General features: G+C 60.7%; 27 protein-coding genes. 10 read left to right on the top strand and 17 right to left on the bottom strand.

The genetic code is table 11. The annotated features are described in order from the left end of the window. Positions 1-9: 9 nt before the first annotated feature. The 5 genes from cysB to KGA98_RS12560 form a co-directional block, all read right to left on the bottom strand. Positions 10-984 (bottom strand): HTH-type transcriptional regulator CysB, encoded by a 975-nt coding sequence (cysB, locus tag KGA98_RS12580; protein ID WP_015094029.1) that lies wholly within the window; start codon positions 982-984, stop codon positions 10-12. A gap of 113 nt (positions 985-1,097) precedes the next feature. After that, positions 1,098-1,601: a universal stress protein gene (locus KGA98_RS12575; protein ID WP_057713811.1), complete on the bottom strand. Its 504-nt coding sequence runs from the start codon at positions 1,599-1,601 to the stop codon at positions 1,098-1,100. A gap of 95 nt (positions 1,602-1,696) precedes the next feature. Beyond that, complete coding sequence (locus KGA98_RS12570; RefSeq protein ID WP_223502451.1) at positions 1,697-2,602, bottom strand: 5'-nucleotidase; 906 nt, start codon at positions 2,600-2,602, stop codon at positions 1,697-1,699. 25 nt (positions 2,603-2,627) lie between these two features. Beyond that, on the bottom strand, positions 2,628-3,581 hold the full coding sequence (locus tag KGA98_RS12565; RefSeq protein WP_223502450.1) for a putative 2-dehydropantoate 2-reductase: 954 nt from the start codon (positions 3,579-3,581) through the stop codon (positions 2,628-2,630). After that, a complete protein-coding gene (locus KGA98_RS12560) occupies positions 3,578-3,964 on the bottom strand; it encodes a thioredoxin family protein (protein ID WP_223502449.1) in 387 nt (128 codons plus the stop codon). The genes KGA98_RS12565 and KGA98_RS12560 overlap by 4 nt, the downstream gene beginning before the upstream one ends. On the opposite strand from KGA98_RS12560, the gene KGA98_RS12555 reads away from it, so the two are divergent. Continuing rightward, positions 3,963-4,406: a PilZ domain-containing protein gene (locus tag KGA98_RS12555; RefSeq protein ID WP_079246728.1), complete on the top strand. Its 444-nt coding sequence runs from the start codon at positions 3,963-3,965 to the stop codon at positions 4,404-4,406. The genes KGA98_RS12560 and KGA98_RS12555 overlap by 2 nt on opposite strands. Positions 4,407-4,593: 187 nt before the next feature. Next, positions 4,594-5,670 carry a 3-deoxy-7-phosphoheptulonate synthase gene (locus tag KGA98_RS12550; protein ID WP_007973561.1) on the top strand — a complete coding sequence of 359 codons (1,077 nt, stop codon included), beginning with the start codon at positions 4,594-4,596 and terminating at the stop codon, positions 5,668-5,670. A gap of 86 nt (positions 5,671-5,756) precedes the next feature. On the opposite strand, the gene KGA98_RS12545 is transcribed toward KGA98_RS12550, so the two are convergent. Continuing rightward, on the bottom strand, positions 5,757-6,044 hold the full coding sequence (locus KGA98_RS12545; protein ID WP_150812280.1) for a GNAT family N-acetyltransferase: 288 nt from the start codon (positions 6,042-6,044) through the stop codon (positions 5,757-5,759). A gap of 640 nt (positions 6,045-6,684) precedes the next feature. Here KGA98_RS12545 and oprI point away from each other — a divergent pair. Further along, on the top strand, positions 6,685-6,936 hold the full coding sequence (gene oprI / locus KGA98_RS12540; protein ID WP_003199355.1) for an outer membrane lipoprotei OprI: 252 nt from the start codon (positions 6,685-6,687) through the stop codon (positions 6,934-6,936). A gap of 123 nt (positions 6,937-7,059) precedes the next feature. On the opposite strand, the gene KGA98_RS12535 is transcribed toward oprI, so the two are convergent. The 3 genes from KGA98_RS12535 to KGA98_RS12525 all read right to left on the bottom strand — a co-directional run bounded on the left by KGA98_RS12535 (position 7,060) and on the right by KGA98_RS12525 (position 9,465). Continuing rightward, positions 7,060-8,034 carry a L,D-transpeptidase family protein gene (locus KGA98_RS12535; RefSeq protein ID WP_057713807.1) on the bottom strand — a complete coding sequence of 325 codons (975 nt, stop codon included), beginning with the start codon at positions 8,032-8,034 and terminating at the stop codon, positions 7,060-7,062. A gap of 475 nt (positions 8,035-8,509) precedes the next feature. Beyond that, complete coding sequence (locus KGA98_RS12530; protein WP_003226812.1) at positions 8,510-8,803, bottom strand: hypothetical protein; 294 nt, start codon at positions 8,801-8,803, stop codon at positions 8,510-8,512. 56 nt (positions 8,804-8,859) lie between these two features. Then, on the bottom strand, positions 8,860-9,465 hold the full coding sequence (locus KGA98_RS12525) for an arylesterase (protein ID WP_090457081.1): 606 nt from the start codon (positions 9,463-9,465) through the stop codon (positions 8,860-8,862). 10 nt (positions 9,466-9,475) lie between these two features. Here KGA98_RS12525 and KGA98_RS12520 point away from each other — a divergent pair, with 10 nt between their 5' ends. The 3 genes from KGA98_RS12520 to greB are packed head-to-tail and all read left to right on the top strand — an operon-like array spanning position 9,476 to position 13,195. Next, the gene (locus tag KGA98_RS12520; protein ID WP_046043370.1) at positions 9,476-10,159 is read left to right on the top strand and encodes an ABC transporter ATP-binding protein; all 684 of its coding nucleotides are present in this window, start codon (positions 9,476-9,478) and stop codon (positions 10,157-10,159) included. Then, the gene (locus KGA98_RS12515; protein WP_223502448.1) at positions 10,159-12,663 is read left to right on the top strand and encodes an ABC transporter permease; all 2,505 of its coding nucleotides are present in this window, start codon (positions 10,159-10,161) and stop codon (positions 12,661-12,663) included. The genes KGA98_RS12520 and KGA98_RS12515 overlap by 1 nt, the downstream gene beginning before the upstream one ends. A 34-nt stretch (positions 12,664-12,697) precedes the next feature. Next, positions 12,698-13,195, top strand: a complete 498-nt coding sequence (gene greB, locus KGA98_RS12510; protein WP_057713804.1) for a transcription elongation factor GreB — start codon at positions 12,698-12,700, stop codon at positions 13,193-13,195. A 3-nt stretch (positions 13,196-13,198) separates the two neighbouring features. Here greB and KGA98_RS12505 read toward each other — a convergent pair whose 3' ends face one another. The 3 genes from KGA98_RS12505 to KGA98_RS12495 all read right to left on the bottom strand — a co-directional run bounded on the left by KGA98_RS12505 (position 13,199) and on the right by KGA98_RS12495 (position 15,714). Beyond that, positions 13,199-13,507 carry a hypothetical protein gene (locus KGA98_RS12505; protein WP_057713803.1) on the bottom strand — a complete coding sequence of 103 codons (309 nt, stop codon included), beginning with the start codon at positions 13,505-13,507 and terminating at the stop codon, positions 13,199-13,201. Between the two features lie 247 nt (positions 13,508-13,754). Then, positions 13,755-14,189 (bottom strand): DoxX family protein, encoded by a 435-nt coding sequence (locus tag KGA98_RS12500; RefSeq protein ID WP_008049052.1) that lies wholly within the window; start codon positions 14,187-14,189, stop codon positions 13,755-13,757. 103 nt (positions 14,190-14,292) lie between these two features. Continuing rightward, positions 14,293-15,714: a transglycosylase SLT domain-containing protein gene (locus KGA98_RS12495; protein WP_223502447.1), complete on the bottom strand. Its 1,422-nt coding sequence runs from the start codon at positions 15,712-15,714 to the stop codon at positions 14,293-14,295. 237 nt (positions 15,715-15,951) lie between these two features. Between KGA98_RS12495 and KGA98_RS12490 the strand changes: the two genes are divergently transcribed. The 3 genes from KGA98_RS12490 (at position 15,952) to KGA98_RS12480 (ending at position 19,018) form a co-directional block, all read left to right on the top strand. Beyond that, positions 15,952-16,761, top strand: a complete 810-nt coding sequence (locus KGA98_RS12490; protein WP_218494453.1) for a TatD family hydrolase — start codon at positions 15,952-15,954, stop codon at positions 16,759-16,761. Between the two features lie 188 nt (positions 16,762-16,949). After that, positions 16,950-18,431, top strand: a complete 1,482-nt coding sequence (locus KGA98_RS12485) for a methyl-accepting chemotaxis protein (protein ID WP_223502446.1) — start codon at positions 16,950-16,952, stop codon at positions 18,429-18,431. Between the two features lie 221 nt (positions 18,432-18,652). Continuing rightward, positions 18,653-19,018, top strand: coding sequence for an Mpo1-like protein (locus KGA98_RS12480; protein ID WP_057713798.1), 366 nt, complete (start codon positions 18,653-18,655; stop codon positions 19,016-19,018). On the opposite strand, the gene KGA98_RS12475 is transcribed toward KGA98_RS12480, so the two are convergent. From KGA98_RS12475 to KGA98_RS12465, 3 genes are all read right to left on the bottom strand, one after another. Beyond that, the gene (locus KGA98_RS12475) at positions 19,019-19,816 is read right to left on the bottom strand and encodes an acyl-CoA thioesterase (RefSeq protein ID WP_090457089.1); all 798 of its coding nucleotides are present in this window, start codon (positions 19,814-19,816) and stop codon (positions 19,019-19,021) included. 231 nt (positions 19,817-20,047) lie between these two features. Continuing rightward, entirely contained in the window at positions 20,048-20,806 is a 759-nt protein-coding gene (locus KGA98_RS12470) for a CHAD domain-containing protein (RefSeq protein WP_223502445.1), read from the bottom strand. A gap of 93 nt (positions 20,807-20,899) precedes the next feature. Then, entirely contained in the window at positions 20,900-21,178 is a 279-nt protein-coding gene (locus KGA98_RS12465; protein ID WP_034150181.1) for a hypothetical protein, read from the bottom strand. Positions 21,179-21,399: 221 nt separating this feature from the next. Between KGA98_RS12465 and KGA98_RS12460 the strand changes: the two genes are divergently transcribed. Then, complete coding sequence (locus tag KGA98_RS12460; protein WP_057713795.1) at positions 21,400-22,437, top strand: patatin-like phospholipase family protein; 1,038 nt, start codon at positions 21,400-21,402, stop codon at positions 22,435-22,437. A gap of 123 nt (positions 22,438-22,560) precedes the next feature. On the opposite strand, the gene KGA98_RS12455 is transcribed toward KGA98_RS12460, so the two are convergent. Both KGA98_RS12455 and KGA98_RS12450 read right to left on the bottom strand, forming a co-directional pair. Then, positions 22,561-23,259 carry a response regulator gene (locus tag KGA98_RS12455; protein ID WP_159390290.1) on the bottom strand — a complete coding sequence of 233 codons (699 nt, stop codon included), beginning with the start codon at positions 23,257-23,259 and terminating at the stop codon, positions 22,561-22,563. A 48-nt stretch (positions 23,260-23,307) separates the two neighbouring features. Beyond that, positions 23,308-25,959, bottom strand: a complete 2,652-nt coding sequence (locus KGA98_RS12450) for a sensor histidine kinase (protein ID WP_223502444.1) — start codon at positions 25,957-25,959, stop codon at positions 23,308-23,310. Positions 25,960-26,052 lie beyond the last annotated feature (93 nt).

The following is a 26,052-nucleotide window of genomic DNA, read 5'->3' as shown; positions in this document are numbered from 1 at the left end:
GAAACGCTATCAGTGAACGGGTAGTTCGACGCCTTCGAACAGCTCTTCCAGTTCCTGCTTGTTGTGACACTGAATGGCCTTGGCCATGACTTCGCGGGTCAGGTGCGGCGCGAACTTCTCGATGAAGTCACACATGAAACCCCGCAGGAAGGTGCCGCGACGGAAGCCGATCTTGGTTACGCTGGACTCGAACAGTTCGCTGGCATCGAGTACCACCAGGTCGCTATCGAGCTTGGTGTCGACAGCCATTTTTGCCACGATGCCTACGCCCAGACCCAGGCGAACATAGGTCTTGATCACGTCGGCGTCGGCGGCGGTGAACACCACTTTCGGCGTCAGGCCGCGATGGCTGAAGGCTTCGTCAAGTTTCGAACGGCCGGTAAAACCGAACACGTACGTCACGATCGGGTATTCGGCCAGCGCTTCGAGGGTCAGTTTCGACAGCTTGGTCAGCGGGTGGCCCTGAGGCACGACCACGCAACGGTTCCAGCGGTAGCACGGCATCATCACCAGATCACCGAACAGCTCGAGCGCTTCGGTGGCAATGGCGAAATCCACGGTGCCGTCAGCGGCCATTTCGGCGATTTGCATCGGCGATCCCTGATGCATGTGCAGGGCCACGTCCGGGTATTGCTTGATGAAATTGCTGATCACCGGCGGCAACGCATAACGCGCCTGGGTATGAGTGGTGGCAATCGACAGGGTGCCTTTCTTCTCGTTGGAGAACTCCTGGGCGATCTGCTTGATGCTTTCAACCTTGCGCAGAATCTCGCCAGCGGTGGTGATGATGCGCTCGCCGGCCGGGGTGACACGGGTCAGGTGCTTGCCGCTACGGGCAAAAACCTCGACGCCCAGTTCGTCTTCCAGCAGACGGATCTGCTTGCTGATGCCCGGTTGAGAGGTGTAAAGGCTTTGGGCTGTAGCGGAAACGTTGAGGTCGTGGTGCGCCACTTCCCAGATGTAGCGCAATTGTTGAAGCTTCATATGAATCCCTCAAAGCAGGTAGACGCCACGGGCATCAGCGACGGTATATAACTATATTAATGGCTCGAAGAATAAATCTAGAACTTTTTTATCAAATTGCCATTATTCGTGTTCTAGAGATCCCCTTGACGACGACGTTGCACCAGCGGCACCAGATAGACCGGCACCTTGGACAGTTGCAACACACGGGCGGCGGTTCGCCCCAGAGGCGTTTCCGCACCAGCACCATGGCTGTGACTACCTACGATCAACAAATCCACGGAGAGTTTCTGCGCCTGGTCCAGAATCACCTGCGACGGATCGCCCTGCAGCACCCGTACTGCCTGAATCCGCTCCAGGTCGTGTTCCCCTTCATCCCCCAACTCCTCACGAAAACTGTCGAGTACCCGCTGCTCGATACTGGCAATCACCGTATTGAGGCCCTGGCTGTGAAACTCGTTCAGCGCCTGTTCATCGAGATAACTTTGCAGCACCGATTCGGCAAACAACCCCATGGGTTCAACCGCATGCACGACATACAAACTGGCATTGAAGGTCCTGGCCAGTTCCAGGGCATGCTGCATCACCACGGGCGCGTACAGACCAAGGTCAGTGGCATACAGCATCGAACGAATCATATGACCTCCTCGACTGCCAACATGGCGGAGATTTGATTCAGCTTAGCAGTGCCTTGGCGACTACGACGTCCCGCGCAACGCATTGAACGGTGGGCTTAAACCTTTTGCTCGTTGCTTATGCCATGGGGCACATGACCGGTGGCGACGACTTCTCGGGCCAACTCGCAGTGACCGGCCTGATCGTCGAAAAACACGTCGGCCGCGAAGGCTTCGAGAAAGGCCGACTTGGTCAGGCCGCCGAGGAACAGCGACTCGTCGAGACGGATGTCCCATTCGCGCAACGTGCGAATGACCCGCTCATGGGCCGGCGCCGATCGCGCCGTGACCAGCGCGGTACGGATCGGACAGGTGTCCTCCGGGAACTCACGCTGCAACAGGTTGAGGGCCGCGAGAAACCCTTTGAACGGCCCACCGCGCAACGGTTCGCGGGCGGCCTCACGCTCGCTGGCCTGGAACGCCTCCAGACCACCGGCCTGATAAATGCGTTCCGACTCATCGGAAAACAGTACCGCGTCTCCATCGAAGGCAATGCGTAACTCGTCGCTGGCCGCACGGCTGGCACCGCCCGACAGAATGGTCGCTGCCGCGAACCCGGCGTCCAGTGCATTGCGCACGTCTTCGGCGTGGGTCGAGAGAAACAGGTCGCAGCCAAAGGCCTTGAGGTAGGGATACGGACTGCGCCCGCCGACAAAGGCCGCACGGGAAATGGCCAGTCCGTAGTGGTCAATCGAGTTGAACACCCGCAGCCCGGTGTCGGCGCTGTTGCGCGACACCAGAATCACCTCGACCCGGGCGCGGCCGAGGCTGTTGTTGAGGTTCAGGAGTTTCTGCACCAACGGGAAGGCATCGCCGGGCTCGAGGATTTCGTCTTCGTGTTCGATCTGATATTGCCGGTAGGCCTCGACGCCACTCAACAGGTAGACCTTGTGGCTTTCGCTCAGGTCGAACAGCGCCCGCGAAGAAATCGCCAGCACCAGCTTGTCGTCAATTGCCTTTGGCATGCCCTTCCCCCTCAGGTCGGTCGACTCAGGTATTGCGTCGATCAATGAAACTCAAACTGCGATACAAGGCCTCGATGCGTGGCATCTCACACCCGGCAGCCTTCGCCGCCGCCAAAGGCCGGGCGTAGATCGCGGCCAGTTCCAGCGGTCGCTTGTGCAAATAATCGTGGTACATGCTCGGCCAGTAGTCGGGCATCTTTTCGGTCACCATGAACAAATGCTCGGCATAGCCTGCCGGTACGTCGTGCCCGCAGGCAACAGCGCCTTGGACCACTTCAGCCATCAGCGCCTTGATCAGCTCGCGACTGTCGGCATCGGCCATCAACGGTGTAGTACTCGCCCCCAGCAAAACCGAGAGACCGTTGTAAGGGATATTCCAGACCAGTTTTTGCCAACGCGCCTGATGCAGATTCGCCATGGCCTGGGAATCGAGGCCGGCGCTGCGAAACAGCCCGACGCCCTCTTCGACAATTGCGCTGCGTGCCGGCCCATCGGCGGGACCGCTGTGATAACCCACATGCACCGCGCCCAGCGCCTGATGGTCAATGACGCCCGGCGCCTCGCGATGGACGCAGATGTAGCAAAGCCCTCCAAGCACATGCAGCGAATCGGGGAGCAACGCGCGCAGGCTGTCTTCGACGTCCAGGCCGTTTTGCAACAGCAGTACCTTGGCGTTCGGTGCCGCCGCCTGCAGGATGACAGGTGCCAGGTCGGCGTTGCTGGTGGTTTTCGCGCCCACCAGCAGCCAATCGCAGGGTGGCATGTCTTGCGCGTCCGAATAGGCCTGCACCGGGTTCAACGTCAGTACACCGTGGGGCGCGCTATCGACTCGCAAGCCATGCTCGGCCACCGCGGAGAACTCGCTGCGTAGCAGAAAATGCACATCAAAACCGGCACGCGCCAGCATCACCCCGTAGAAACCGCCGATTGCGCCGGTCCCTATAATGCCGATCGTCGGCCTGGCAACTGCTCCCATCATGGCAACTCCTCTGCTGTTCGACTCAGCGCCTGGCGCACGGCCCGATTGAGCTCGGTGCCGGTCAGGCGCGATTTCAGTGCTCCAAAGAATTCACCGTCGCGAACGACAAACAGCGCCGGCAAGTGAAAGACCTGATAACGCTCGACCACACCGCCGTTGTTGCCGGCATCGATCCAGCACAGTCGATCGACTGCCAGGCCGAGTGTCGGCAATTGCTCGCGGGCAAAACGGCAACTGGCGCAGCCGACACTGGTGAAAATGACCAGCGATACACCGCTCATCGCCAGCAGCCGTTGGTCGGCGTCAAAATCGGTCAGTTCCAATTCGACCACTATACTGGGAGGAACAATGTCAGATGGCCGACACATGGAGTCTGTGTTCATGGGACGATTCATTCCTCACCCTGACGATGTGCCCGTCGAATTAACGTTGCTGAAACCTGAGTGTCTTTCGCGACGACAGCTGCACACTATCAGTCTCGGGGGCATGGCTTGCAATTATCACCGCGCGTGGCGTCACGGCACGGCGCTGGAGGTACGCATGCCGACCGTGAACCCGGACATGCGCTACCTGGGCTATGTCGCCTGGTGCCTGCGACGCAAGCGCGGTTATCTGGTAGGCATCGCCTTCGTCGATGAACAAACGCTGTTCAGCGCCCGGATGGGCGAACAGGTGTGCCAGATCGAACGCTACTGCCGCCTGCATGAGGCCCACGAAGACTTGCAGGACATCCAGGCCCTGGCCCTCGAATGGGTCCAGGAGCATGCCGACGAGTTCTCTCACGATTCGGTGCGCAAGGCTTTTGCGCAACCGGTGCTGGAATAAAGGCATTCTTGATCGGTTTGCCCCTCGCGGCAGGGAAACTGACTGCGAAACCCCACCAAACCGGCGTCTGCCCATTGTCGAGCCACGGTGTAACGCGCTAAGGTTCAGCTCCCCGACGCGCTTAATTTGCTGTGCTCCGCCGCGCGGGTTCGCTGGCGGCCGGCACCCGTGACCTGACGAGTAAACGATGGCTGATTTACCGATCAACGACCTAAACGTCGCCTCCAACGAGACACTGATCACTCCCGATCAGCTCAAGCGCGATATTCCCCTGAGCGACGCCGCACTGCGCACCGTCACCAAGGGCCGCGAAGTCATTCGCAACATTCTGGATGGCACCGACCATCGCCTGTTCGTCGTCATCGGGCCTTGCTCGATCCACGACATCAAGGCCGCCCACGAATATGCCGAGCGCCTGAAGGTTCTCGCCGCCGAAGTGTCCGATACCCTGTATCTGGTCATGCGCGTGTATTTCGAGAAGCCACGTACCACCGTCGGCTGGAAAGGCTTGATCAACGACCCGTACCTGGACGACTCGTTCAAGATCCAGGACGGCTTGCACATCGGTCGCCAGTTGCTGCTGGACCTGGCCGAAAAAGGCCTGCCGACCGCCACCGAAGCCCTCGACCCGATCTCCCCGCAATACTTGCAGGACCTGATCAGCTGGTCGGCCATCGGCGCGCGCACCACCGAATCTCAGACTCACCGTGAAATGGCTTCCGGGCTGTCCTCGGCCGTCGGCTTCAAGAACGGCACAGATGGCGGCCTGACCGTGGCGATCAACGCCCTGCAATCGGTTTCCAGCCCGCACCGCTTCCTGGGTATCAACCAGGAAGGTGGCGTGTCGATCGTGACCACCAAGGGCAATGCCTACGGTCACGTGGTGCTGCGCGGCGGCAACGGCAAACCGAACTACGATTCGGTCAGCGTTGCGCTCTGCGAGCAGGCGCTGAACAAGGCGAAGATCAAGCCGAACATCATGGTCGATTGCAGCCACGCCAACTCCAACAAGGATCCGGCGCTGCAACCGCTGGTGATGGAGAACGTCGCCAACCAGATCCTCGAAGGCAACAAGTCGATCATCGGCCTGATGGTTGAAAGCCACCTGAACTGGGGCGCCCAGGCGATCCCGAAAGACCTCGCCGACCTGCAATACGGCGTGTCGATCACCGACGCCTGCATCGACTGGACCGCGACCGAAAACACCTTGCGCAGCATGCATGCCAAGCTCAAGGATGTGCTGCCTAAACGCGATCGCAGTTGATCGCCTGATTGGCGACGCAAAAAACACACACAAAAAAAACGCCGGGCTGAACCCGGCGTTTTTTTATGTATTCGTTTTGTTGAAGGTCACTGACTCAGCTTGGCCGCATGCCGCTGGTGACGCTCCATGTAGCGCTCGACGTAGGAGCACGATGGAATGACGGTGTAGCCCATTTCGTCAGCGTACTCCAGCGCCTTCTCGGTCAAGGCTGCCGCAATACCGCGACCACGCAATGCGTTGGGCACGAAGGTGCGATAGATATCCAGGGTCTGTTTCCCCAGATCCATATAGGTCAGATAGGCACGATGACCGTCCACACTGGTCTCGAACTGATGACCAGCCTGGTCATGGTGGATGGACAACGCCTCGCTCATCACTACTCCTCGCGGGTCTGGAATTCCGACCCCTACCTTACCGATGTTTTTCCGGCGAAGGAACATCTACGCCACCCCGTGCCTGAGTGGACACCGAGAAGAGCTGCACCGATCTCGCGCTACCGAGCACGTACAAATAGTAGGCACCATTGGCAGAAATGCTCAAGGTGCGCTCGTCATCGTGCGGGTTGGCGGGTGCTGCTCCGGATCACGCAGGATTGCGCTCGACCGAAGATCACTGCGGGTCGATAGCCTGAACATTGCCGGATGTTGAGACTTAAGACGAGCGCCCGCTGTTAAAGTCACCTGAACATCGAGAAAGATATTGGGAGGCGCTACGCAAAAGCCGAACAAAAGTGTAGACGAATCCATGTAGGCGGACTTTAGCCAGGCGGGAAAAAGAGCGGTGTGCCGAAGGAACTTTTTCTCTCCAGTTCGCTCAGCCACGGGCCTTGCAGCTGGATATTTTTTAAACAGTTCAGTTAAAAGTTGCTCGAAAAAGAATCAACGCCTACAATTTTTTTTGCTTCTTGCGTCACGTCAGTTTTACTTACTACAAGTAATGGGTAGTATGTACGCCGGCTATTTCCTCAATCGGAGGAGATAGCTACTTAATAGAAAGTCCTTGAAGGGGAACACGATGAACAACGTTCTGAAATTCTCTGCTCTGGCTCTGGCCGCAGTTCTGGCTACCGGTTGCAGCAGCGCATCGAAAGAAACCGAAGCACGTCTGACCGCTACTGAAGACGCAGCTGCTCGCTCCCAGGCTCGTGCAGACGAAGCTTACCGTAAAGCTGATGAAGCTCTGGCTGCTGCTCAAAAAGCACAACAGACTGCTGACGAAGCTAACGAGCGTGCTCTGCGCATGCTGGACAAAGCTAGCCGCAAGTAATAATCCTTCGGGATTGTTATCAAGCCGACCCATTTTTTGGGTCGGCTTTTTTATTGCCTGGCGTTTCTCCAGGCAATAAAAAACCCGTCGACGCTGTCCGCGCCGACGGGCTCTTTGCCAGCGTTACTGCAGCGGGTCGATCGGCATGCTCGATACCATCGGTGCAACGCCGTTGCCCGGCACAGCGATCTCAACCGGCAGGCCGTCTTCAGCGGCGACCACATCCCGCACCACATCCCAGTTCATACGCAGGTTGTTGGTGATGTCTTCACGCTTGAGCATCGCATTGATGACTGCGGTGTGCTTGTCGACCACCGACGGGTTGCCCTTGTCGTCCAGCGGCGTATGCGCCTCCAGATAGACCTTGCCGCCACTGAGACCAAACTTGTACGGGTCGTTGATGATCCGCACCGACGTTCCGACCGGCACCATGCCCGCCATTTCCAGCACGTTGTTGTTGAACATGCGGAAGCAACCGTGGCTGGTGCGCATGCCGATACCGAACTTCTTGTTCGAACCGTGGATCAGGTAGCCCGGTGTGCCCAGGGTGAACTTGAACGGCCCCAGCGGGTTGTCAGGGCCGGCCGGCACGACATTGGGCAGCGGATCACCGTCTGCTGCGTGCTCGGCCTTGATCGAAGCCGGAGGCGTCCAGGTAGGGTTCGGTGTCTTGGCGGTGATGCTGGTGTGGGCAATCGGCGAGCCCCAGCCTTCACGACCGATACCCAGCGGGAACGTGTACACCACGTTCTTGCCTTTCGGGTAGTAGTAGAGGCGGTACTCGGCCAGGTTGATCACGATGCCTTCACGCGGACCTGGTGGCAGGATGAAGCGAGTCGGCAGAATGATTTCCGTACCGGCGCCAGGCAACCAGGCATCGACACCCGGGTTGGCCGCGACCATTTCCGTGTAGCCCAGATCGTAGGCGGTACCAAGGTCGGCGAAGGTATCTTCGTACTTGGCCTTGATCACCTGCACCTGGCCGATGATGTCCTCACCGGGCGGTGGCAGGGGAAGCTCCAATGCTGCGACTGGACCGGCCACCAAGAGGGCGGCAAGAGTCAGGCAGCGGGTGACGGCAGGAAAGCGCGACAACATCCGGAAAATCCTATGCATGATCAACTGAGAGTATAAGAACGAGATTGTACACTGCAGTCCGTTATTTCGGGGAGATCGCCCGATTACAGGCAGTGCGGGCCGATTTTGCGATTATCTTCGATCCCGTGTGGGAGCGGGCTTGCTCGCGAAGGCTGTAGGGCAGGCGGTGTGGATTTTTGAGGGTGAGGCGGCCTGCTGGCCGGGCCGATCACAACTGAACGCGTTTCCCTGTAGGAGCGAGCTTGCTCGCGGAAAACGCCAGGACAACGCGGGCATTCAGGCAGCACGCGTTATCGTTGACGCCCATCGCGAGCAAGCTCGCTCCTACAGAAGAGCAGAGCAACGGCAGGTCGGCGCACACCCGTGCTCTTCACCACTCAACAGGCCGAGCGCAACTGGCCAGAGGGCAATGCCGCCGATACCGCAGAAACGGATACACGCACAGTCGGCAAAAAGGCTAACGCGCAATGACAGATCAAAGCTCAAACCGCAATTCAGGCCAGATCGGCGACGTCCCTCGCTTCTGCGACTCAAGAATGGCCCGGCACAACGAACACAGCCGCTGGTCCTGAAAAACCCGGCGATCAACACTCGACCAGCGCGGTTGCGCCGGCAACAGACTGCCGCACAGGGTCCGGTCCGCCGAACCGCCCAACTCCAGCTGACGAGTCACCAGATGCACCCGCACTTCCTGGCAGGCGAACAGATCCAGCTGTTCGTCAGGCTCGATCAGTTGATAGGCAAATAGTGACCAGGCGGGACGCGGCATCGGGGGCTCCAAATCGGGGGCGCCACCTTAGCCGAAAGCCTGCTTCTAGAAAAGTGTCATAACAGCGGTTTTAGAGTAGGCCAGACATTTTCCAGCAACTTGTCCTGGGCCCCGGCCGCCGGGTGTATGCCGTCAGCCTGCATCAAGTCCGGATGGCCGCCTACGCCATCGAGGAAAAACGGCACCAGCGGGATCTTTTTCTCATCGGCCAGGTTGCTGTAGACCTCGGCGAATGCCTTGGTGTAACGCGCACCATAATTGGGTGGCAATTGCATGCCGAGCAGCAACACCTTGGCACCGCTGGCCCGGGAGCTGTCGATCATCGAAGCAAGATTTTGTTGCAATTGAGTTGGCAGCATCCCGCGCAGACCATCATTGCCTCCCAGCTCGAGGATCACCAGTTCCGGTTTATGCTCTGCAAGCAGCGCGGGCAGGCGCGCCTGGCCTCCGGCACTGGTGTCGCCACTGATGGACGCATTGATCACTTTGTCGTCGAAACCTTCGTGCCTGAGCCGTTGCTCAAGCAGCGACACCCACCCCAGCCGGGTATCCAGCCCGAAACCGGCGCTGATACTATCGCCAACGATCAGGACTGTACCCGCCGCTGCGTTTTGGGCCATGCACATCAAGGCCAGGCCAGCACTCAAAAACCAGACACGCATCGGACTCTCCATGGGCGCAAGCATTCTCATCGCGAAGGACCTTAGCAAAGTGGTTCCCAGCGCGGAAGGTGAACTGACCATCCTGCACCAACTCAGCCTGGAACTGAACAAGGGCGACAGCCTGGCCATCGTCGGCGCTTCCGGCTCCGGCAAGTCCACCCTGCTGGGCCTGCTTGCCGGCCTCGACCTGCCGAGCAGCGGCGAAGTCACACTCGCCGGGCAAGGCCTGAGCAACCTCGATGAAGACCAGCGGGCGCGCATCCGCGCCGAGCACGTGGGTTTTGTCTTTCAATCGTTTCAGCTGCTCGACAGTCTCAATGCCCTGGAAAACGTCATGTTGCCACTGGAGCTCGATGGCCGCAAAGACGCCCGCGAACGCGCCACCCAATTGCTGCAACGGGTGGGACTGGGCCAACGCCTGACTCACTCGCCGCGCCAGCTCTCCGGAGGCGAGCAACAACGCGTGGCGATTGCCCGAGCGTTTGCCGCCGAGCCCGATGTGCTGTTCGCCGACGAACCGACCGGCAACCTCGACAGCCACACCGGCGAGCGCATCAGCGACTTGCTGTTCGAGCTCAACCAGGAGCGCGGCACGACCCTGGTGCTGGTGACTCACGATGAACGCCTGGCCCATCGCTGCCGGCGCCTGATCCGTCTTGAAGCCGGCCTGCTGGTCGCCCCTCTGGAGCCTTGATGGCACGCCTGCCGCTGTTGCGCCTGTTCAGTCTCGCCATCCGCCAATTGCTGCGCGATGCCCGCGCCGGTGAATTGCGCGTGTTGTTTTTCGCCTTGCTGGTGGCCGTGGCCGCCAGCACCGCCATCGGTTACTTTGGCGCGCGCCTGAACGGCGCCATGATGCTGCGCGCTACCGAATTCCTCGGTGCCGACCTGCTGCTCGAAGGCAGTTCGCCTGCGCGCCCTGAACAGATAAGAAGCGGCACCGAACTGGGTCTGGAACACGCTCAAGTGGTGGAGTTCTCCAGCGTCATCGCCACCGACAACAGCATTCAGCTGTCCAGCATCAAGGCGGCCGATGCCACCTACCCGCTACGCGGCGAATTGAAAAGCGCGCCCGCCCCCTTTGCCACGCAAATAGTCGGTGGCGGACCGCAACCCGGTGAAGCCTGGGTCGAGGCACGCCTGCTGACCGCCCTGGACCTGAAGATCGGCGACAGCATCGATGTCGGCATGAAAACCCTGAAACTGGCGCGGGTGCTGACTTACGAACCCGATCGCGCCGGCAATTTCTACAGCCTGACACCGCGGGTGCTGATCAACCTCGACGACCTTGCAGCCACCGGCGTGGTGCAGCCCGGCAGCAGGGTCAGCTATCGCGAATTATGGCGAGGCAGCGCTCAGGCACTCGAGACGTATCGGCAACTGATCAAACCGGGGCTTGCCGCCAACCAGCGCTTGCAGGACGCCCGCGACGGTAATCGACAGATCGGTGGCGCCCTGGGCAAAGCCGAACGCTACCTGAACATGGCCAGCCTGGTGGCGGTGTTGCTGTCCGGCGTGGCGGTGGCGCTGTCGGCAACCCGCTTCGCCACCCGACGGTTCGATGCCAGTGCCTTGCTGCGCTGCCTCGGGTTGTCGCGTCGGGAAACCATGGTGCTGTTCAGCCTGCAACTGACTGTACTCGGGCTGCTGGCCAGCATCAGCGGCGCCCTCCTCGGCTGGCTCGCACAGCTGGGGTTGTTTGCCCTGCTGCATGACTTGTTGCCGACCGACGTGCCTCCGGGCGGGCTGTTTCCGGCCATTGCCGGGATCGGTACCGGACTGGTGGCGTTGGCCGGATTCGCCTTGCCGCCACTGGCGGCTCTGGGCCGGGTTCCGCCATTGCGCGTGCTGCGCCGGGACATGCTGCCGATCCCTTCCAGCACCTGGATGGTCTACGGCGCAGCGCTGGGCGCCCTCGCCCTGATCATGTGGCGCCTGAGCCTGGACCTGGTGCTGACCTTTGCCCTGCTCGGCGGCGGCGTGATTGCAGCGTTGGTACTGGGCGGCTTGTTGTTGCTGCTGTTGAAGAGCCTGCGGCGCATGCTTGCTCGTGCGTCCTTGCCCTGGCGCCTGGGACTGGGCCAACTGCTGCGTCATCCGCTCGCTGCCGCGGGCCAGTCCCTGGCGTTCGGCCTGATTCTGCTGTCAATGGCGCTGATTGCGCTGCTGCGCGGCGAGTTGCTGGACACCTGGCAGAACCAGCTGCCGAAAAACGCTCCAAACTACTTCGCGCTGAACATCCTGCCGGCGGACAAACAGGCCTTCACCGATCACCTGATCACCGTATCGGCGCAATCGGCGCCGCTGTACCCGGTAGTGCCTGGACGCTTGATCAGCATCAACGGCGAGCCTGTGCAGCAAATCGTCACCAAGGAATCGGCCGGCGACCGGGCGATCCAGCGCGACCTGAGCCTGACCTGGGCCGCGGACCTGCCGTCGGGCAACAAACTCACGGCCGGCAATTGGTGGAACCAACAGACACCGGACGATGTTCCCGGCGTGTCGGTAGAAGGCAAGGTCGCCGAGAGTTTGAAAATAAAGCTCGGCGACCACCTGGTTTTCAGCGTTGGCGGAGTCAATCGCGAGGCGAAGGTCACCAGCCTGCGGGAGATCAACTGGGACAACTTCCAGCCGAACTTCTTCATGATCTTCCAGCCCGGCACCCTCAAGGATCTGCCAGCGACCTACCTGACCAGTTTCTATCTGGCAGCGGGTCACGACCAACAGATTGTCGACCTGTCCCGCGCCTTCCCGGCGGTGACCATCCTGCAGGTCGAAGCCTTGCTGGAGCAACTGCGCAGCATCCTCGCCCAGGTAACCCTGGCGGTGGAGTACGTGTTGTTGTTCGTGTTGGCGGCGGGGATGGCGGTGCTGTTCTCCGGCCTGCAAGCGACGCTGGATGAACGCATTCGCCAGGGCGCGCTGCTGCGTGCGCTGGGGGCGGAGCGGCAATTGCTGGTCAAGGCCCGGCGTATCGAGTTCGGTTTGCTGGGCGCAGTCAGTGGCTTGCTGGCGGCGCTGGGTTCGGAAGTGGTGAGCTGGGTGCTCTACCGCTACGCCTTTGATCTGCCGTGGCATCCACATCCATGGCTGTTGTTGCTCCCACTGGTGGGCGCCGTGCTCATTGGTGGTGCCGGGGTGTTCGGCACCCGTCGGGCATTGAACGCCAGCCCGCTGACAGTTCTGCGCGAGGGTTGATAGACTCCTGCCATCCTCACCACAAGAAGCTGTCATGAGCCGTTACCGCCCTCCCCGCACCGCTGGCACCGCGCTGATCACCCCCGAGGGTGAAGCGCGGATGCGCGCCGAGTTCCATGAGTTGTGGCATGTACGTCGGCCCCAGGTTACCCAGGCTGTCAGCGAAGCCGCGGCCCAGGGTGATCGCTCGGAGAACGCCGAATACACCTATGGCAAAAAGATGCTGCGAGAGATCGACAGCCGCGTGCGTTTTCTCACCAAACGCCTGGAAGCGCTCAAGGTTGTCAGCGAAAAACCCAGCGATCCGAACAAGGTCTATTTCGGCGCCTGGGTCACGATCGAAGACGAGGACGGCAAAGAGTCGCGCTACCGCATTGTCGGGCCGGATGAACTGGACCTCAAACAGGGCCTGATCAGCATCGACTCGCCCCTGGCCCGCGCATTGATCGGCAAGGCACTGGACGCCGAAGTCCGGGTCCAGACACCGACGGGTGAGCAGTGTGTGTACATCGTGGCAATCGAGTACCCGTAAGCTTTAAAGCCGGGTAATCAGCCCCTGCCGGGCAACGCGGGTCAGTTGCCGGATCACTTCAGGCGCATCTTCGAGGCTGGGGGACTGAATCACTGCCAGATCGAAACTGTCGTTGGCGAAACGAGCGAGCGACTCACCGTCTTCGACAAACTGGATCAGGAAGGCAGCGGGACCGCCGGTACGACGTGGCCAGCCATCGAGATAACGCAAGAGCGTCGGCTGATGTTTGCCGCCAAGCAGGATTTTTGGATTGCGCTGGGTCAGGTGTGCCGTGATCGGCGCGGGACGTACAACGGGGTTTAGTGCATTCATTGTGTCGTGTCTCTGCCTCAAAAGTCTGCATGGCAGGTGAGAGGCAACACCGAACCAGCGCTTTAGCGGTATTTCGAAGCCTGTTCCGGCTTCTATCGGCAACTGGATGAGTCACCTGGCGCCCCGCAAGTAGCTGTTTAAATCGGCGCATGAGCAACATCCTAGAGAAGCTGACTGGACAGTGTCAAGAATGACGCTCAACAAAAAAGGCCCGCACAATGCGGGCCTTTTCGTTGAACCAGAGCGGTCAACCGGCGATGGCACGGTCCGCCGAGAGCTTGCCCGCACCTTCGATCAATACCGCGATACTGCCACCGAGCAACGCCAGGGCGAACTCATAACCGTTGTTGGCCATGAACAGACCGTTGCTGATGTGCACCGAGAAAATCGCGACCAGCGACAGGAAGATCAGGCCCAGTGCGGCCGGGCGAACCAGCAAGCCGATGATCAGGGCCAGGCCAGCGAAGAATTCGGTGCCGCCCGCCAGTGCCGCCATCAGGTAACCCGGCGTCAGTCCGATGCTTTCCATGTACTGCGCGGTTCCAGCCAGACCATAGCCACCGAATGCCCCGAAGAGCTTCTGCGAACCGTGAGCGGCGAAAATAATGCCGACCACGATGCGCAGAACGGTCAGGCCGTAGCCAGCGCGTGTAGACAGTACCTTATTGATCAGTGTGCTCATGCTGTTTCATTCCTTGTCAGTGTGTGTTGGTTGGCCGCTATATTAATCAGTAATTCGCATTCTAAAAGCGCAAAAAACCCGTAATAACAATCAGATTAGTTGATCATTTGCGTGAGACAACCTTTTGCCCCTGGGGCTCCAACGACTCCCGCTCCCGGTCGAACGCCAAGTAATACTTGTTCACGCTATTAACATAGCTGACAGGCCCCATACCCACTTGCTCCATGGCAATGCGTTCGACCTGGAAGAACCACTGGTTGGGATTCAAGCCTCGCCGACGGGCTTCGGCGCGCATGCCTTGCACCCGCTCCGGCCCGATGTTGTAGGCCGCCAGCACGAAGGCCATGCGTTCGCGCTCGTTGAGTTTCGGACTGGCAAAGAATTTGCGCCGGATCATCGCCAGGTACTTGGCCCCGGCCTGCACATTGCCATCAAGGTCCTGAATATTGTTGACCCCCACCCGCTGCGCCGCAGAAGGCGTGATCTGCATCAGACCGGTGGGGCCACCGCCACTGCGGGCGACGGGTTGCAGGGATGACTCCTTGAAGGCCAGCGCCGCCAGGTTCAGCCAGTCCATGCCCTGGGCGTCGGCGTGTTTCTGCAGCACCGGGCGAAGTTTTTCCAGGCGCTGTCGGTCCGCCTTGGCCAGTGGATAGTGCACTTGATAGAGACGACGATAGATCCGCAGGAACGCGGCGTCCTGATCCGATGGTTTTTTGTAGACGGTGAGGAAGCGATCAATGCTGGCCCGCAGCATCGAGGCATCACGGCGCACGAACCAGAATTCCTCTCCCGGATCACTGACGAGTACCTGTTTGTCGAAACGCAGCTTGGGCAGGATCTTGCCCCAGCGTTCGGCGATCGGTTGCTCGACGATGGTCAGGTGGAAGATCCCGCCCTGCACCATCTCCAGTACATCCTCGACGGCAAGGCTCGGATCGACCCATTCGATCGTGACCGGTGGCAGTTTGTGCAAGGCGAGCTTTTGATTGATCTGGCTGACGGCATCCCCGGCGGCGCTGCCTGCGGGTAATGCCAGGGTCTTGCCGGAAAGCTGTTCAAGCCTGGTGTAGTGGCGTTCGCCCTTGATGCCCACCAGGACCAACGGGATGTTGCTGGCAATCGGCTCACTGGTGCTGACGGCGAAGCCGGGTTGCAGCTCGAGCAACTCGCCTGGCGCCACCAGATCGCCCTCCCCGCGCTGCAATGCGCCAAGCAGTTGATCCTTGGCCTTGGGAATGATTTTGAGGGTGATTTCCTGACCGTCACGGGCGTGGCCGTTGAGGTATTGCTCGAACGCTTTCAGGCGATGGTATTCGACCCCGATCGCCTGCCCCTGGACTTCACCGGAACTGTTGCGGCTCTGGTTGACCAACACCCGCAGCACACGACTGCTGCGTATTTCCGCAAGATCGCGCACCTTGCTCGCCGGTACGGCTTGCAGCGGCCCGGGCAGACGCGCGACCGCCGTCATCGGCAGTAGCAGCGAACAACACAGCAGTAGCAAAACCGAGGGACGAATCATCCACTCTCCGGAAAGAAAATGAGGCCCGCTTCAATGACGAAAACCATCAAGCGCGGCGACAAAAACAGAGCGCCCAAGGCGCTGGCAACGTGCGAAAGACTGGCACAATGATGGCAAAACTACCAACCAGGTCTGGTCCGCGGCTCAAGAGACAGCGTTAACCCGTTGTAGTTCTTGGTTTTTCTTATAAATCCACGGCTCTGATATGCTTTCCGGCCTTTGGGCCGAGGTAGCACCATGCAACTCATCGATATCGGCGTCAACCTGACCAACGCCAGTTTTGCCGACAAACACCAGGCCGTACTTGACCGCGCCTACGCGGCCGGCGTGTGCCAACTGGTGCTGACCGGCACCAGTGTCGAGGGCAGTGAACAGGCCCTTGAGCTGTGCCAGCAACTGGACGAAAGCGCCCAGCGCCTGTTCGCCACCGCCGGTATTCACCCTCACTGCGCCAGCGACTGGAACGCCGACAGCGCCCGACGTTTGCGCAGCTTGCTCCTGGAGCCGAATGTGGTGGCCGTGGGCGAATGCGGGCTGGATTTCAACCGTGATTTCTCGCCGCGCCCGCAACAGGAGAAGGTCCTCGAAGAACACCTGGCCATGGCCGTCGAATTGCAGCTGCCGGTTTTTCTGCACGAACGCGACGCCAGCCAGCGCCTGCTGGAAATCCTGCGCGACTTCCGCGACCGACTGCCGGCCGCCGTAGTGCACTGCTTCACTGGAGAGCAGAAGGCACTGTTCAGTTATCTCGACCTGGACTTGCACATCGGCATTACCGGCTGGATCTGCGACGAACGCCGGGGCACGCATTTGCACCCACTGGTCAAGGAGATCAAGCGCGGACGCCTGATGCTCGAAAGCGATGCACCGTATCTGCTGCCGCGCAGCCTGCGCCCCAAGCCGAAAAACGGGCGAAACGAGCCGGCGTACCTGACCGAAGTACTGCGCGAAGTGGCACTGCATCGCGGGGAAAGCCAGGAGGATCTGGCAGCGCATACCACCGCGTGCGCGCGGGCGTTTTATCGGCTGCCCACCATCGCCTTGTAAACACTGCCCCTTGTGGGAGCGGGCTTGCTCGCGAAGGGGGACTATCAAACACCATTGATGTCGACTGATACCCTGCTTTCGCGAGCAAGCCCGCTCCCACATTGACGTGTATCAAGGTTCGAATTTCTGAGTAGCGGCACAATAATGGCACCTTGCCAAAACTGTTTCCGCTATCAGAGAAGACCTCCATGGGTGCCTGGCTTAGCAATATCTCGCTGAAATACAAATTCTGGGCGGTCAACGCTGTCGCCTTCATCACCACGCTCTTGCTGGTGCTGTACGCCGTGCAGCTAGAACAACAGGCCCGCAGTCATGCATCCCGGGCTTCGGCTCAGTCTCAGGCGCAATTACTTGGCACCTGGCCTGCCGGGCAACCGCTGCCCGCGACCGATAACCTGCTGACGTTCAATCGCGGACAGGCGCCGTCGCTCAATGGACAACCCATACCGCAACTCACCCATGCAAACGGCTGGGTCGAGATCAACTCAATGCCGCTGTTCGGTGACAATCCGTTGATGGGTGCCGAAGTGTTCTCGCGCGCCGACGGCCAGCAGGTCGCCGTGATTGCCCACGGGCCAAGCCTGAGCCAGGTGTTCAGCGAGCGCTTCGCCAACTACGCGTCGGCGGTGTTCATCCTGATGCTGGCAATGCTCGGTGCATCGCAGTTATTGATCCGCTTCCTGCTCAGCCAGCTCAACACCTTGAAAGACGTCATGTTGCACGTGGAGAAAACCGGCGACCTGTCGGCCCGCGTGCCATTGGCCTGCAGCGACGAAGTCGGGCAAATGGCCAACGCCTTCAACGCCATGCAGGCCGGTTATCAACGGGTGGTCAACACCGTCGCCAGCACCGCCCGGCAACTGGACGTCGGCGCCGCACGGCTGGCGGCCAGCATGAATGAAGTGCGCCACGGCATGCTGGGCCAGCAAAGCGAAACCGATCAGGCCGCCACAGCGATCAATGAAATGACCGCCACGGTCTATCACATCGCTCAACACGCGGGTGCCACCCGTGACCTTTCGCAATCGGCCGATACCCTGGCCGGCAGCGGGCAGGCGGTTGTGACACGGGTGCAGCGGTCGATTGCCGGACTGTCCACCGGCGTCCAGCAGACTGCCGAGATGATTCAACGCCTGGCCGAGGACAGCCAGAAAATCAACGGCGTGGTCAAAGTGATTCACAGCATCGCCGAGCAGACCAACCTGTTGGCGCTCAACGCCGCCATCGAAGCGGCCCGGGCCGGCGAAATGGGTCGCGGTTTCGCGGTAGTCGCCGATGAAGTACGCAACCTCGCCAAACGCGTGCAGGCCTCCACGGATGAGATCACCCTCATGGTCTCGGCGTTGCAGGCCGGCACACGGGACGCCGTGGATTTCATGCAAGAGAGCTCGTTCAAGGCCGACGACTGCGTACAACAGGCGCAAGAGGCCGGCGCGGCATTGGCCGAGATCACCGGAGCGGTGGCGCAGATGCGTGAAAGCAACACGCAGATCGCGGTGGCGGCCGAGCAGCAGAGCCAGGTGGCGGAGGAAATGAACCGGGCGGTGGTGAGCATCCGTGACGTGACCGAGAACACGGTGCATCAGACGGTGACTTCGGCGATCACCAGCAATGAGCTGGCGGCGTTGGCCGGGGAATTAAGCAAGGCGATAGGTCAGCTCAAACTTTGAGGGCCTCTTCGCGGGCAAGCCCGCTCCCACAGGTGACCGCGTTCTTTCATTGGAATACGGTCAAAATGTAGGAACGGGCTTGCTCGCGAAGGCTTCAGAACTGGCACCATCTATTCCAGTCATGGCACCTATCAAGCCAATAGCCAGCCTTGATTCGCCGCCAGCATTTACCGGGCCTATCCTTCAATCATGTAGTTCAACATGGATCGAGGATCAGCATCATGGGCAAACGTCACCCCAACCTACCCGCCTGGCAATGGCGAGCGTACCCGAACAATCATCAGCACCCGACCAATCTGGTGCTGCACCTGATCGCGGTGCCGCTGTTCATCGTGGCATTTCTGCTGATTGTGACCGGGGTGTTCAGCCTGAGCCTGGCAAATATCGCCATCGGCGTAATCGGTGTGATTGCGGCCCTGGCCTTGCAACGCCACGGCCACAACCTGGAGACCCAAGCCTCCGAACCCTTCAGTGATCGCAAGGATGCGGTATCACGCCTGTTGGTCGAGCAGTTCCTGACGTTTCCACGGTTCTTCCTCAGCGGCGGCTGGTGGCGCGCCTGGCGTGAGCGCCACCGCCGTCACTGATCAGGCGAACACAGTCACGGTCTGCCGGCTCATGGCGATCAACCGGCCATCCGCGCTCCACATTTTTGCGGCGGCATGCCCGTAGCCGTCGGCGGCGTATTCGGTTTCGACGAGGTATTTGCACCAGTCCAGGGTGTTCAGTTCCAGCAGCGGCTGCACGAATTCGATGGTCCAGGTCAGCGTGCTGCCCATCGCCGGCTTCTTCAAAAACGGCATCAGGGCCGGCGGCCAGGCGTCCACCAGCGCCAGGATATGCGCCTCGCCGATAGCCTCTTCCTTTACGTCGCCGCGCAAACGTACCCAGCCACCCATTTGCCGGGATGTGCTACCGCTGAACGGCAGCCCGCCGACACTCCAGCGCATCGCCAGATGCCGCATGAACTCCGGGATGACGCCTTCGACGAAAGGCAATTCCTGGCATTCGTCCCAGTGCTTCATTTCAGGTGCCGGCTCAGCGGCCACCGCCACTTCCGAAGGTCGCGAGGCGCCGAAGCTGCCCTGGATCAACGTCACCACCTGGCCCTTCTGCATCACCCGGCCCAGCACTTGGCTGACGGCCTTGCCTTCGCGCAGCACCTCGACGTCAAAACTGACCGGCACCTCGGGCTCAACCGGGCCGACAAAGGTGATTGCCAACGAACGCACCGGTCGATCCGCCGGAACCCGGGCGCGCATGGCTTCGTACTGCAAAGCGGCCACCAGGCCACCGAAACTGGCTCGCCCCTGGGCCCATGAGGCCGGGATAGACAGCTCCATCGGCTGGCTGCGGACAGCGTTGAGCAGTTCGGAAAAACGCATGAAAACCTCTGGGAATGGAAAAAGATGAAGGGATCTTAACCATCTGGCGACGTTGATACATCGCCTATTCCGGCCAAATTGACTGACAGATAAGTCGCACAAGGCTCGTGCCGGACATATGACCTGCAGGAGCGAGCCTGCTCGCGATAGCGCCCGGACAGCCAACATCAATGTTGAATGTCACGACCTCATCGCGAGCAAGCTCGCTCCCACAAAGGATCTCGAGTGGTCTCAGGATTTGAAACAGGCCTTGCTGAATTTTTCCAGAACGCGGTCCGCTCGGGTTTCGGCCTCGGCCATGGTGGCTTCCCATACGGCAACACAGGGTTGCAAATCCGCTTCCCGTTCAGCCATCGCCAGCCATTGCACGCAATCGTGCCAGTCACCCAGCGCACCCTGGGCCGATTTCAGCCGGGGCATGGCCGCTTTCGGCAAACGGTCCAGCTCTGGATAAGCGTCGATGCCATAGCGCACGCGCTTGATCAGCAGGCGCAGCCGATGACGGTCGTGGGTCGGATCGTGCAGTGCCTCGTCGAGTTTTTTCCATTGCTTGCCCAGGCGTTTTTCGATGCGCTTGCGCAGGCCCTTGAGCAATCCCTGGCGCTGGGCGGCACGCAGAAAACGCGGAAACGCATCGAGGACGATCAACATTTGCGCGAGTTCGGGACTGGTCGCCACGGCCGGGTAAGCCTCGGCCATTTGCGCCATGCGCCACTGTGCGGCTTGGGGTTGATGGTGCTGGAGCAGGTACGCCGCCAGCACTTCGCGATCACGCAATGGTGTGGTCAGATCGCCCACCCGGGAGGCCGCCGCTTCCAGTTGTTCGACGCCGGGCAACCCGCGCAAGGGTCGCAACAGGCTGCGTAACCGTCGCATGGTTGTACGCAGATCATGTAACGCTTCAGGGTCTGTACGCTCTTTCAAGCGGGCCTGACAGGCCAGCAGACGAACTTCCAGGCCCAGAACCCGAGCCACCAACCGATCGATCATGGGGGTTTACTCCGTAAACAGCGCCAGGTTGCAAGCTCCAGGCTGAAAGCTCGAAGGCTCTTGCAGCTTAGAGCTTGTCACCGCTTTTTGCTTTTAACGCCCTGCGCGCGATTCACGAATATAGAAACGAGCCTTCTCGGCTTTTTTGGTGCAACCTTCGAATCCCTCGAATTGCTGCTGGGTCTTGGCCGCGGTCAACAGCGACAGGGCCTTGGAGTAGCTGACGGTCCCGGCGAAACCTTCGGCTTTGGCCAGGTCCAGTTCATGCCATGCCGCATCCAGGTTACTACCGCAGCTGTCGCGATAAGCGGTTTTGCCGGCACAACCGGCCAGCGCCAGGGCAATCAATGGCACGCAGATCCAGGCTTTCATCACTCACTCCTCAAGAATAGGTCAACAGTCATGCAGGTAAGACGTTGTGGCACCTGAAAAGTGCCGTTGGTCCGCTGTGCAAACTATAGCGCCGACGAGAATAACCATGTGCCGCCATGGAGTGTCGAAAATACGACGCGATTGTCCCCTCGAACGACCATGGCGATTGAAGCAAGGCCCTCGATGGGTGCATTGTTGAATCATTCAAACGAGGGCGATCCATGAAAAAGCGTGTCGCACTGGTATTGGGCTCGGGTGGAGCCCGGGGTTATGCACATATCGGGGTCATTGAAGAGATCGAACGGCGCGGCTATGACATTGCCTGTATCGCCGGATGCTCCATGGGCGCGGTGGTGGGCGGGATCTACGCCGCCGGCAAACTCAATGACTACCGCGACTGGATCGAGAGCCTGGATTATCTCGACGTGTTGCGTCTGGTGGACGTCAGTTTTCGTCTGGGGGCGATCCGTGGCGAGAAAGTCTTCGGACAGATCCGCAAGATCGTCGGCGAGATCAACATCGAAGATTTGCGCATCCCCTACACCGCGGTTGCCACCGACCTGACCAACCAGCAGGAAATCTGGTTCCAGGAAGGTTGCCTGCATCAGGCCATGCGCGCCTCGGCAGCGATTCCCAGCCTGTTTACCCCGGTGATGCAAGGCAACCGCATGCTGGTGGACGGCGGCATTCTCAACCCGCTGCCGATCGTGCCGGTGGTGTCCAGCCATTGCGATTTGATCATCGCGGTCAACCTCAACGCCACCAACCAGCGCCACTATCAATTGCCGGTCATCCAGCGTCCCGCCGCCTTCAAGACCCGCTTCGACAGCTTGATCAACTCCGTCGGCTCGAAGTTGCCGTTCCGGCGCAAACAAGCCGAGCAATTGTTGATTCTGGAACAGGAAGCCTTGAAGGCCGAAGGTGCGGAGCTCAACCCGTGGATCGAATCCGCCGAGCCCCAGGCGCAGCAACCCGCGGCCGCTCCGGAAACCAGTGGCGCCCCCCGCTCCGCCACCGGTTCGTTCATCATCGACAACGTCGGGCCGGCGTCCTTGCTGGATTTGATCAACCAGAGTTTCGAGGTGATGCAGACGTCGCTGGCGCAGTACAAGATTGCAGGGTATCCGCCGGATATCCTGATCAACGTGCCCAAGCGCGTGTGTCGGTTTTTCGAGTTCTACAAGGCGCCGGAGTTGATCGCGCTGGGACGGGAGATTGCGCGGGATACGCTGGACCGGTATGAGAATGAGCAGAACTGAACGTCTGAAAGTTCTCGACTGAATGTAATGCCCTCTTCGCGAGCAAGCCCGCTCCCACATTGGAATGCATACTCCTGTGGGAGCGGGCTTGCTCGCGAAGGCATCAGAACAGACAACAAAGAACTAAAGGCTGCCCTCACTCAACAACCGATACCCCACCCCAGCCTCGGTCACGATGAACCGTGGCCGGGTCGGGTCATCCGCCAGTTTCTGGCGCAAATGCCCGACCACGATGCGCAGGTAGTGAGTGTCTTCGGTGTGAGTCGGCCCCCAGATGTCCTTGAGCAATTGCTGCTGGGTGATCACCCGCCCGGGATGCCTCGCCAGTTGCGCCAGCACGGCGTACTCCTTGCGAGTCAGCGCGACTTCAACATCGTCGAGCAGCACCCGGCGATACGCCAGGTCGACCGTCAACGGACCGAAGTTCAGCTCCGCTTGTTGCACCTCGCCTGCGGGCGCCTGGCGCAATAACGCACGGATCCGCGCCAGGAATTCCTGAATGCCGAATGGCTTGGTCACATAGTCATTGGCGCCGCCATCCAGGGCCTCGACTTTCTGCCCTTCACTGGCGCGCACGGAGAGCACCAGTACCGGCACCGTCGACCATTCGCGAAAATCGCGCAATACCTGTTGGCCGTCCATGTCCGGCAAGCCGAGATCGAGTACCAGCAAGTCCGGTTTGTTCAACGCAGCTTGCGCCAGTCCTTCACTGCCGGTGCCCGCCTCCAGCACTTTGTAGCCCTGGGAGGCGAGGCTGATGCGCAGGAATTTGCGGATCTGCGGTTCGTCGTCAATGACCAAAATGGTCGCGGTCTGGCTCATGAATTCACGTCAACACAAAGAAGTGGCAAGAGAGTAGCGCAAGCGTGATCAGGCTTCACTTTCGTATCCCGGCTGAGCCTGTAGCGGCAGGTGCAACGTGATGCAGGTGCCGCGCCCCTCGATGCCGTCGGCGACGCTGATACGCCCGCCATGGGCACCGACCATGCCCTGACAAATCGCCAGCCCCAGCCCGGTACCCTGCCCGCCGCGATCACCCCGCGCCGCGGTGTAGAACATGTCGAAAATCTTCGCCCGATCTTGCTCCGGAATCCCCGGGCCCTCGTCGCTGACCGAGAAAAACAGCTCACTTTCATCAGCCCCTGCGCACAATTGCAAACGCCCGTGGGACGGCGAAAACCGCGCAGCGTTTTCCATCACGTTGATCAGTGCCTGTTCGATCAGCGCGGCATGCACGAACAGCAACGGTAACTCGGCCGGCACGTCGGTGCTGACCTGCAACGGCGCAAGGACTGTCCGCAGACGGTTGAGCGCACTGCCGACGATGTCTGCCGGCGATACCCAGTCCCGCGCCAGCTTCAGGGCACCGTGGCCGAGCCGGGTCATGTCGAGCAGGTTTTGAATGTACCGGTCGAGGCGCTCGGCTTCATCACGGGTGCCTTCGAGCAGTTCACGTCGATCCTCCAGCGGGATCGCTTCACCCAGGGCCAGCAGGCTATCGATACTGCCGCGCATGGATGTCAACGGTGTGCGTAAATCGTGGGACACCGAAGCCAGCAAGGCGCTGCGCAACTGCTCGGTTTCGCCGTGCAGCCGCGCCGCTTCCAGATCATCGGCCAGTTGCGCCCGGGCCAGCGCCTGGGCCAGCGGTTGGGTCAGCGCGGTCAACAAGCGTCGGCGTTGGCCGCTCAGGGCCTGGCCTTCCCTGGCGCACACGCCAAGCAACGCCAGCGGGCCGTCTTCCACCGATAACGGCCACCACCACCAGCGGCCGAACGGCAAGGTGCCGGTGCCCGCACCCGCGGGTTGATCGTGCTGCCAGGCCCAATCGGCGGCGGCGCGCTCAGCTTCGGTGAACTCCAGCGGGCCACCGGTTTCGACTTTCCAGCCGTTTTGCCCGTCGCGATTGAGCAGGCACAGTTGCACGTCGCTCCAACCGTTGAGGTGCTGGGCAGCCGCGCTGACCACGGCCTGGCGGTCGGTGGCGGCGGTCAGTTTGCGTGACAGGTCGAGCAGTTCGGTGGTCTCTTCCTGGGTATCGCGCAGTGCCTGCAATTGCCTGCGCTGGCGCGCCGCGAGGTTGCCGGTGAGGGCCGCCATCAGCAGGAAAAACAGTAAGGTCAGCACGTCTTCTTCGCGCTGGATGCTGAAAGAGAAATTCGGCGGAATGAACAGGAAGTCATAGGTCAGGAACGACAGCGCCGCACAGGCCAGCGCCGGCCCGAGACTGCTGCGCACCGCCACCAGCAATACCGCCGCAAGGAACACCAGGGAAATGTTCGGCAGTGGCAATACGCTCGCCACGGCCCAGGCCAGAGCACTGGCCAGAATCGTCGCCACCACGGCCAATGCATAGTCGAACCAGACCAGTGAATGCATCGACCGCCGATGGGGTTGATGCGGTTGGTGATCGCTGTCGAGAACGTTGATTTCCAGCCCGCGCGCATTACGCAGCAGACGCGCCGCCAACCCGCCACCGAACAGACGTCGGCGCAAACGCGGCCGGGACTGGCCCACCAGCACCAGGCTGGCGCGGCGTTCGGCGGCATGCTGGATCAAGGTTTTCGCCACTTCACCGGCGCGCAGCAACACCACTTCGCCGCCCAGACGCTCGGCCAGTTGCTGGGCGCTTTGCAGGCGCAGGCGGGACTGCTCGTCACGCCCGCTGCCGTTGTCCACGTGCACCAGGCTCCAGGGCAGGTGCCGCCGCTGGGCCACGCGACTGGCATGACGCACCAGGCGCTCGGCCTGGGCATCGCCGTCGACCCCTACCAGCAAACGCCCGCGCACGGCCGGCGCCGCTTGCCCCAACTGACGATACCCTTGGGCCAGATCGTTATCGACTTGAGCCGCCGCGGTTTGCATCGCCAGTTCGCGCAGGGCCGTCAGGTTGGTCTGGGAAAAGAACGCATCGATGGCCGCCCGCGCCTGCTCCGGCACATAGACCTTGCCATCGCGCAATCGCTCCAGCAGCTCCCGTGGTGGCAAGTCGATCAGCAGCAGTTCGTAGGCTTCCTGCAATACCCAGTCCGGCAGGGTTTCGCGGACCTGCACGCCGGTGATGCCGCGCACCTGATCGTTGAGGCTTTCCAGATGCTGGACGTTGACCGTGGTGTACACATCGATGCCGGCGGCGAGCAGTTCCTGAATGTCCTGCCAGCGTTTTTCGTGACGACTGCCGGGTGCGTTGGTGTGCGCCAGTTCGTCGACCAGCACCAGCTTGGGTTTGGCGAGGAGCAGACCGTCGAGGTCCATTTCTTCGAGCAACACGCCACGGTACTCGGAGCGTACCAACGGCTGCTGCGACAAGCCGCCGAGCAGTGCTTCGGTTTCGGCCCGGCCGTGGGTTTCGACGACGCCGGCAATGACTTTCACCCCTTGGCGTAACTGGGTATGGGCCGCTTGCAGCATGGCGTAGGTCTTGCCGACACCCGGCGCGGCACCGAGAAACACTTTGAGCCGGCCACGGCCATCGCGGGGCAGGTCTGCTAACAGCGCGTCGGCGCGGCCGGAGTTGCTCATGCTTGGGGTCTCTTTTTACCTGGATTGATGTAGTGACTGCTCTGCAGTCTTCGCGAGCAAGCCCGCTCCCACAAATTGGAATGCGTACTCCTG

The sequence above is a fragment of the Pseudomonas sp. BF-R-24 genome (genome assembly GCF_019947335.1).
Classification (GTDB): Bacteria; Pseudomonadota; Gammaproteobacteria; order Pseudomonadales; family Pseudomonadaceae; genus Aquipseudomonas; species Aquipseudomonas jessenii.
This window is presented reverse-complemented; position numbering and strand designations above follow the sequence as displayed.

Bases quoted from the DNA above. Each gene is read 5' to 3' on its own strand.
- KGA98_RS12525 (WP_090457081.1), bottom strand. From the start codon at position 9,465: ATGCGTGTCTGGTTTTTGAGTGCTGGCCTGGCCTTGATGTGCATGGCC.
- KGA98_RS12490 (WP_218494453.1), top strand. From the start codon at position 15,952: ATGCAACTCATCGATATCGGCGTCAACCTGACCAACGCCAGTTTTGCC.
- KGA98_RS12560 (WP_223502449.1), bottom strand. From the start codon at position 3,964: ATGAACACAGACTCCATGTGTCGGCCATCTGACATTGTTCCTCCCAGT.
- KGA98_RS12465 (WP_034150181.1), bottom strand. From the start codon at position 21,178: ATGAAAGCCTGGATCTGCGTGCCATTGATTGCCCTGGCGCTGGCCGGT.
- KGA98_RS12535 (WP_057713807.1), bottom strand. From the start codon at position 8,034: ATGTTGTCGCGCTTTCCTGCCGTCACCCGCTGCCTGACTCTTGCCGCC.
- KGA98_RS12550 (WP_007973561.1), top strand. From the start codon at position 4,594: ATGGCTGATTTACCGATCAACGACCTAAACGTCGCCTCCAACGAGACA.
- KGA98_RS12575 (WP_057713811.1), bottom strand. From the start codon at position 1,601: ATGATTCGTTCGATGCTGTATGCCACTGACCTTGGTCTGTACGCGCCC.
- KGA98_RS12555 (WP_079246728.1), top strand. From the start codon at position 3,963: ATGGGACGATTCATTCCTCACCCTGACGATGTGCCCGTCGAATTAACG.
- KGA98_RS12545 (WP_150812280.1), bottom strand. From the start codon at position 6,044: ATGAGCGAGGCGTTGTCCATCCACCATGACCAGGCTGGTCATCAGTTC.
- KGA98_RS12505 (WP_057713803.1), bottom strand. From the start codon at position 13,507: ATGAATGCACTAAACCCCGTTGTACGTCCCGCGCCGATCACGGCACAC.
- oprI (WP_003199355.1), top strand. From the start codon at position 6,685: ATGAACAACGTTCTGAAATTCTCTGCTCTGGCTCTGGCCGCAGTTCTG.
- KGA98_RS12530 (WP_003226812.1), bottom strand. From the start codon at position 8,803: ATGCCGCGTCCCGCCTGGTCACTATTTGCCTATCAACTGATCGAGCCT.
- KGA98_RS12475 (WP_090457089.1), bottom strand. From the start codon at position 19,816: ATGCGTTTTTCCGAACTGCTCAACGCTGTCCGCAGCCAGCCGATGGAG.
- KGA98_RS12565 (WP_223502450.1), bottom strand. From the start codon at position 3,581: ATGATGGGAGCAGTTGCCAGGCCGACGATCGGCATTATAGGGACCGGC.
- KGA98_RS12515 (WP_223502448.1), top strand. From the start codon at position 10,159: ATGGCACGCCTGCCGCTGTTGCGCCTGTTCAGTCTCGCCATCCGCCAA.
- KGA98_RS12570 (WP_223502451.1), bottom strand. From the start codon at position 2,602: ATGCCAAAGGCAATTGACGACAAGCTGGTGCTGGCGATTTCTTCGCGG.
- KGA98_RS12460 (WP_057713795.1), top strand. From the start codon at position 21,400: ATGAAAAAGCGTGTCGCACTGGTATTGGGCTCGGGTGGAGCCCGGGGT.
- greB (WP_057713804.1), top strand. From the start codon at position 12,698: ATGAGCCGTTACCGCCCTCCCCGCACCGCTGGCACCGCGCTGATCACC.
- cysB (WP_015094029.1), bottom strand. From the start codon at position 984: ATGAAGCTTCAACAATTGCGCTACATCTGGGAAGTGGCGCACCACGAC.
- KGA98_RS12480 (WP_057713798.1), top strand. From the start codon at position 18,653: ATGGGCAAACGTCACCCCAACCTACCCGCCTGGCAATGGCGAGCGTAC.
- KGA98_RS12500 (WP_008049052.1), bottom strand. From the start codon at position 14,189: ATGAGCACACTGATCAATAAGGTACTGTCTACACGCGCTGGCTACGGC.
- KGA98_RS12450 (WP_223502444.1), bottom strand. From the start codon at position 25,959: ATGAGCAACTCCGGCCGCGCCGACGCGCTGTTAGCAGACCTGCCCCGC.
- KGA98_RS12520 (WP_046043370.1), top strand. From the start codon at position 9,476: ATGGGCGCAAGCATTCTCATCGCGAAGGACCTTAGCAAAGTGGTTCCC.
- KGA98_RS12495 (WP_223502447.1), bottom strand. From the start codon at position 15,714: ATGATTCGTCCCTCGGTTTTGCTACTGCTGTGTTGTTCGCTGCTACTG.
- KGA98_RS12470 (WP_223502445.1), bottom strand. From the start codon at position 20,806: ATGATCGATCGGTTGGTGGCTCGGGTTCTGGGCCTGGAAGTTCGTCTG.
- KGA98_RS12485 (WP_223502446.1), top strand. From the start codon at position 16,950: ATGGGTGCCTGGCTTAGCAATATCTCGCTGAAATACAAATTCTGGGCG.
- KGA98_RS12455 (WP_159390290.1), bottom strand. From the start codon at position 23,259: ATGAGCCAGACCGCGACCATTTTGGTCATTGACGACGAACCGCAGATC.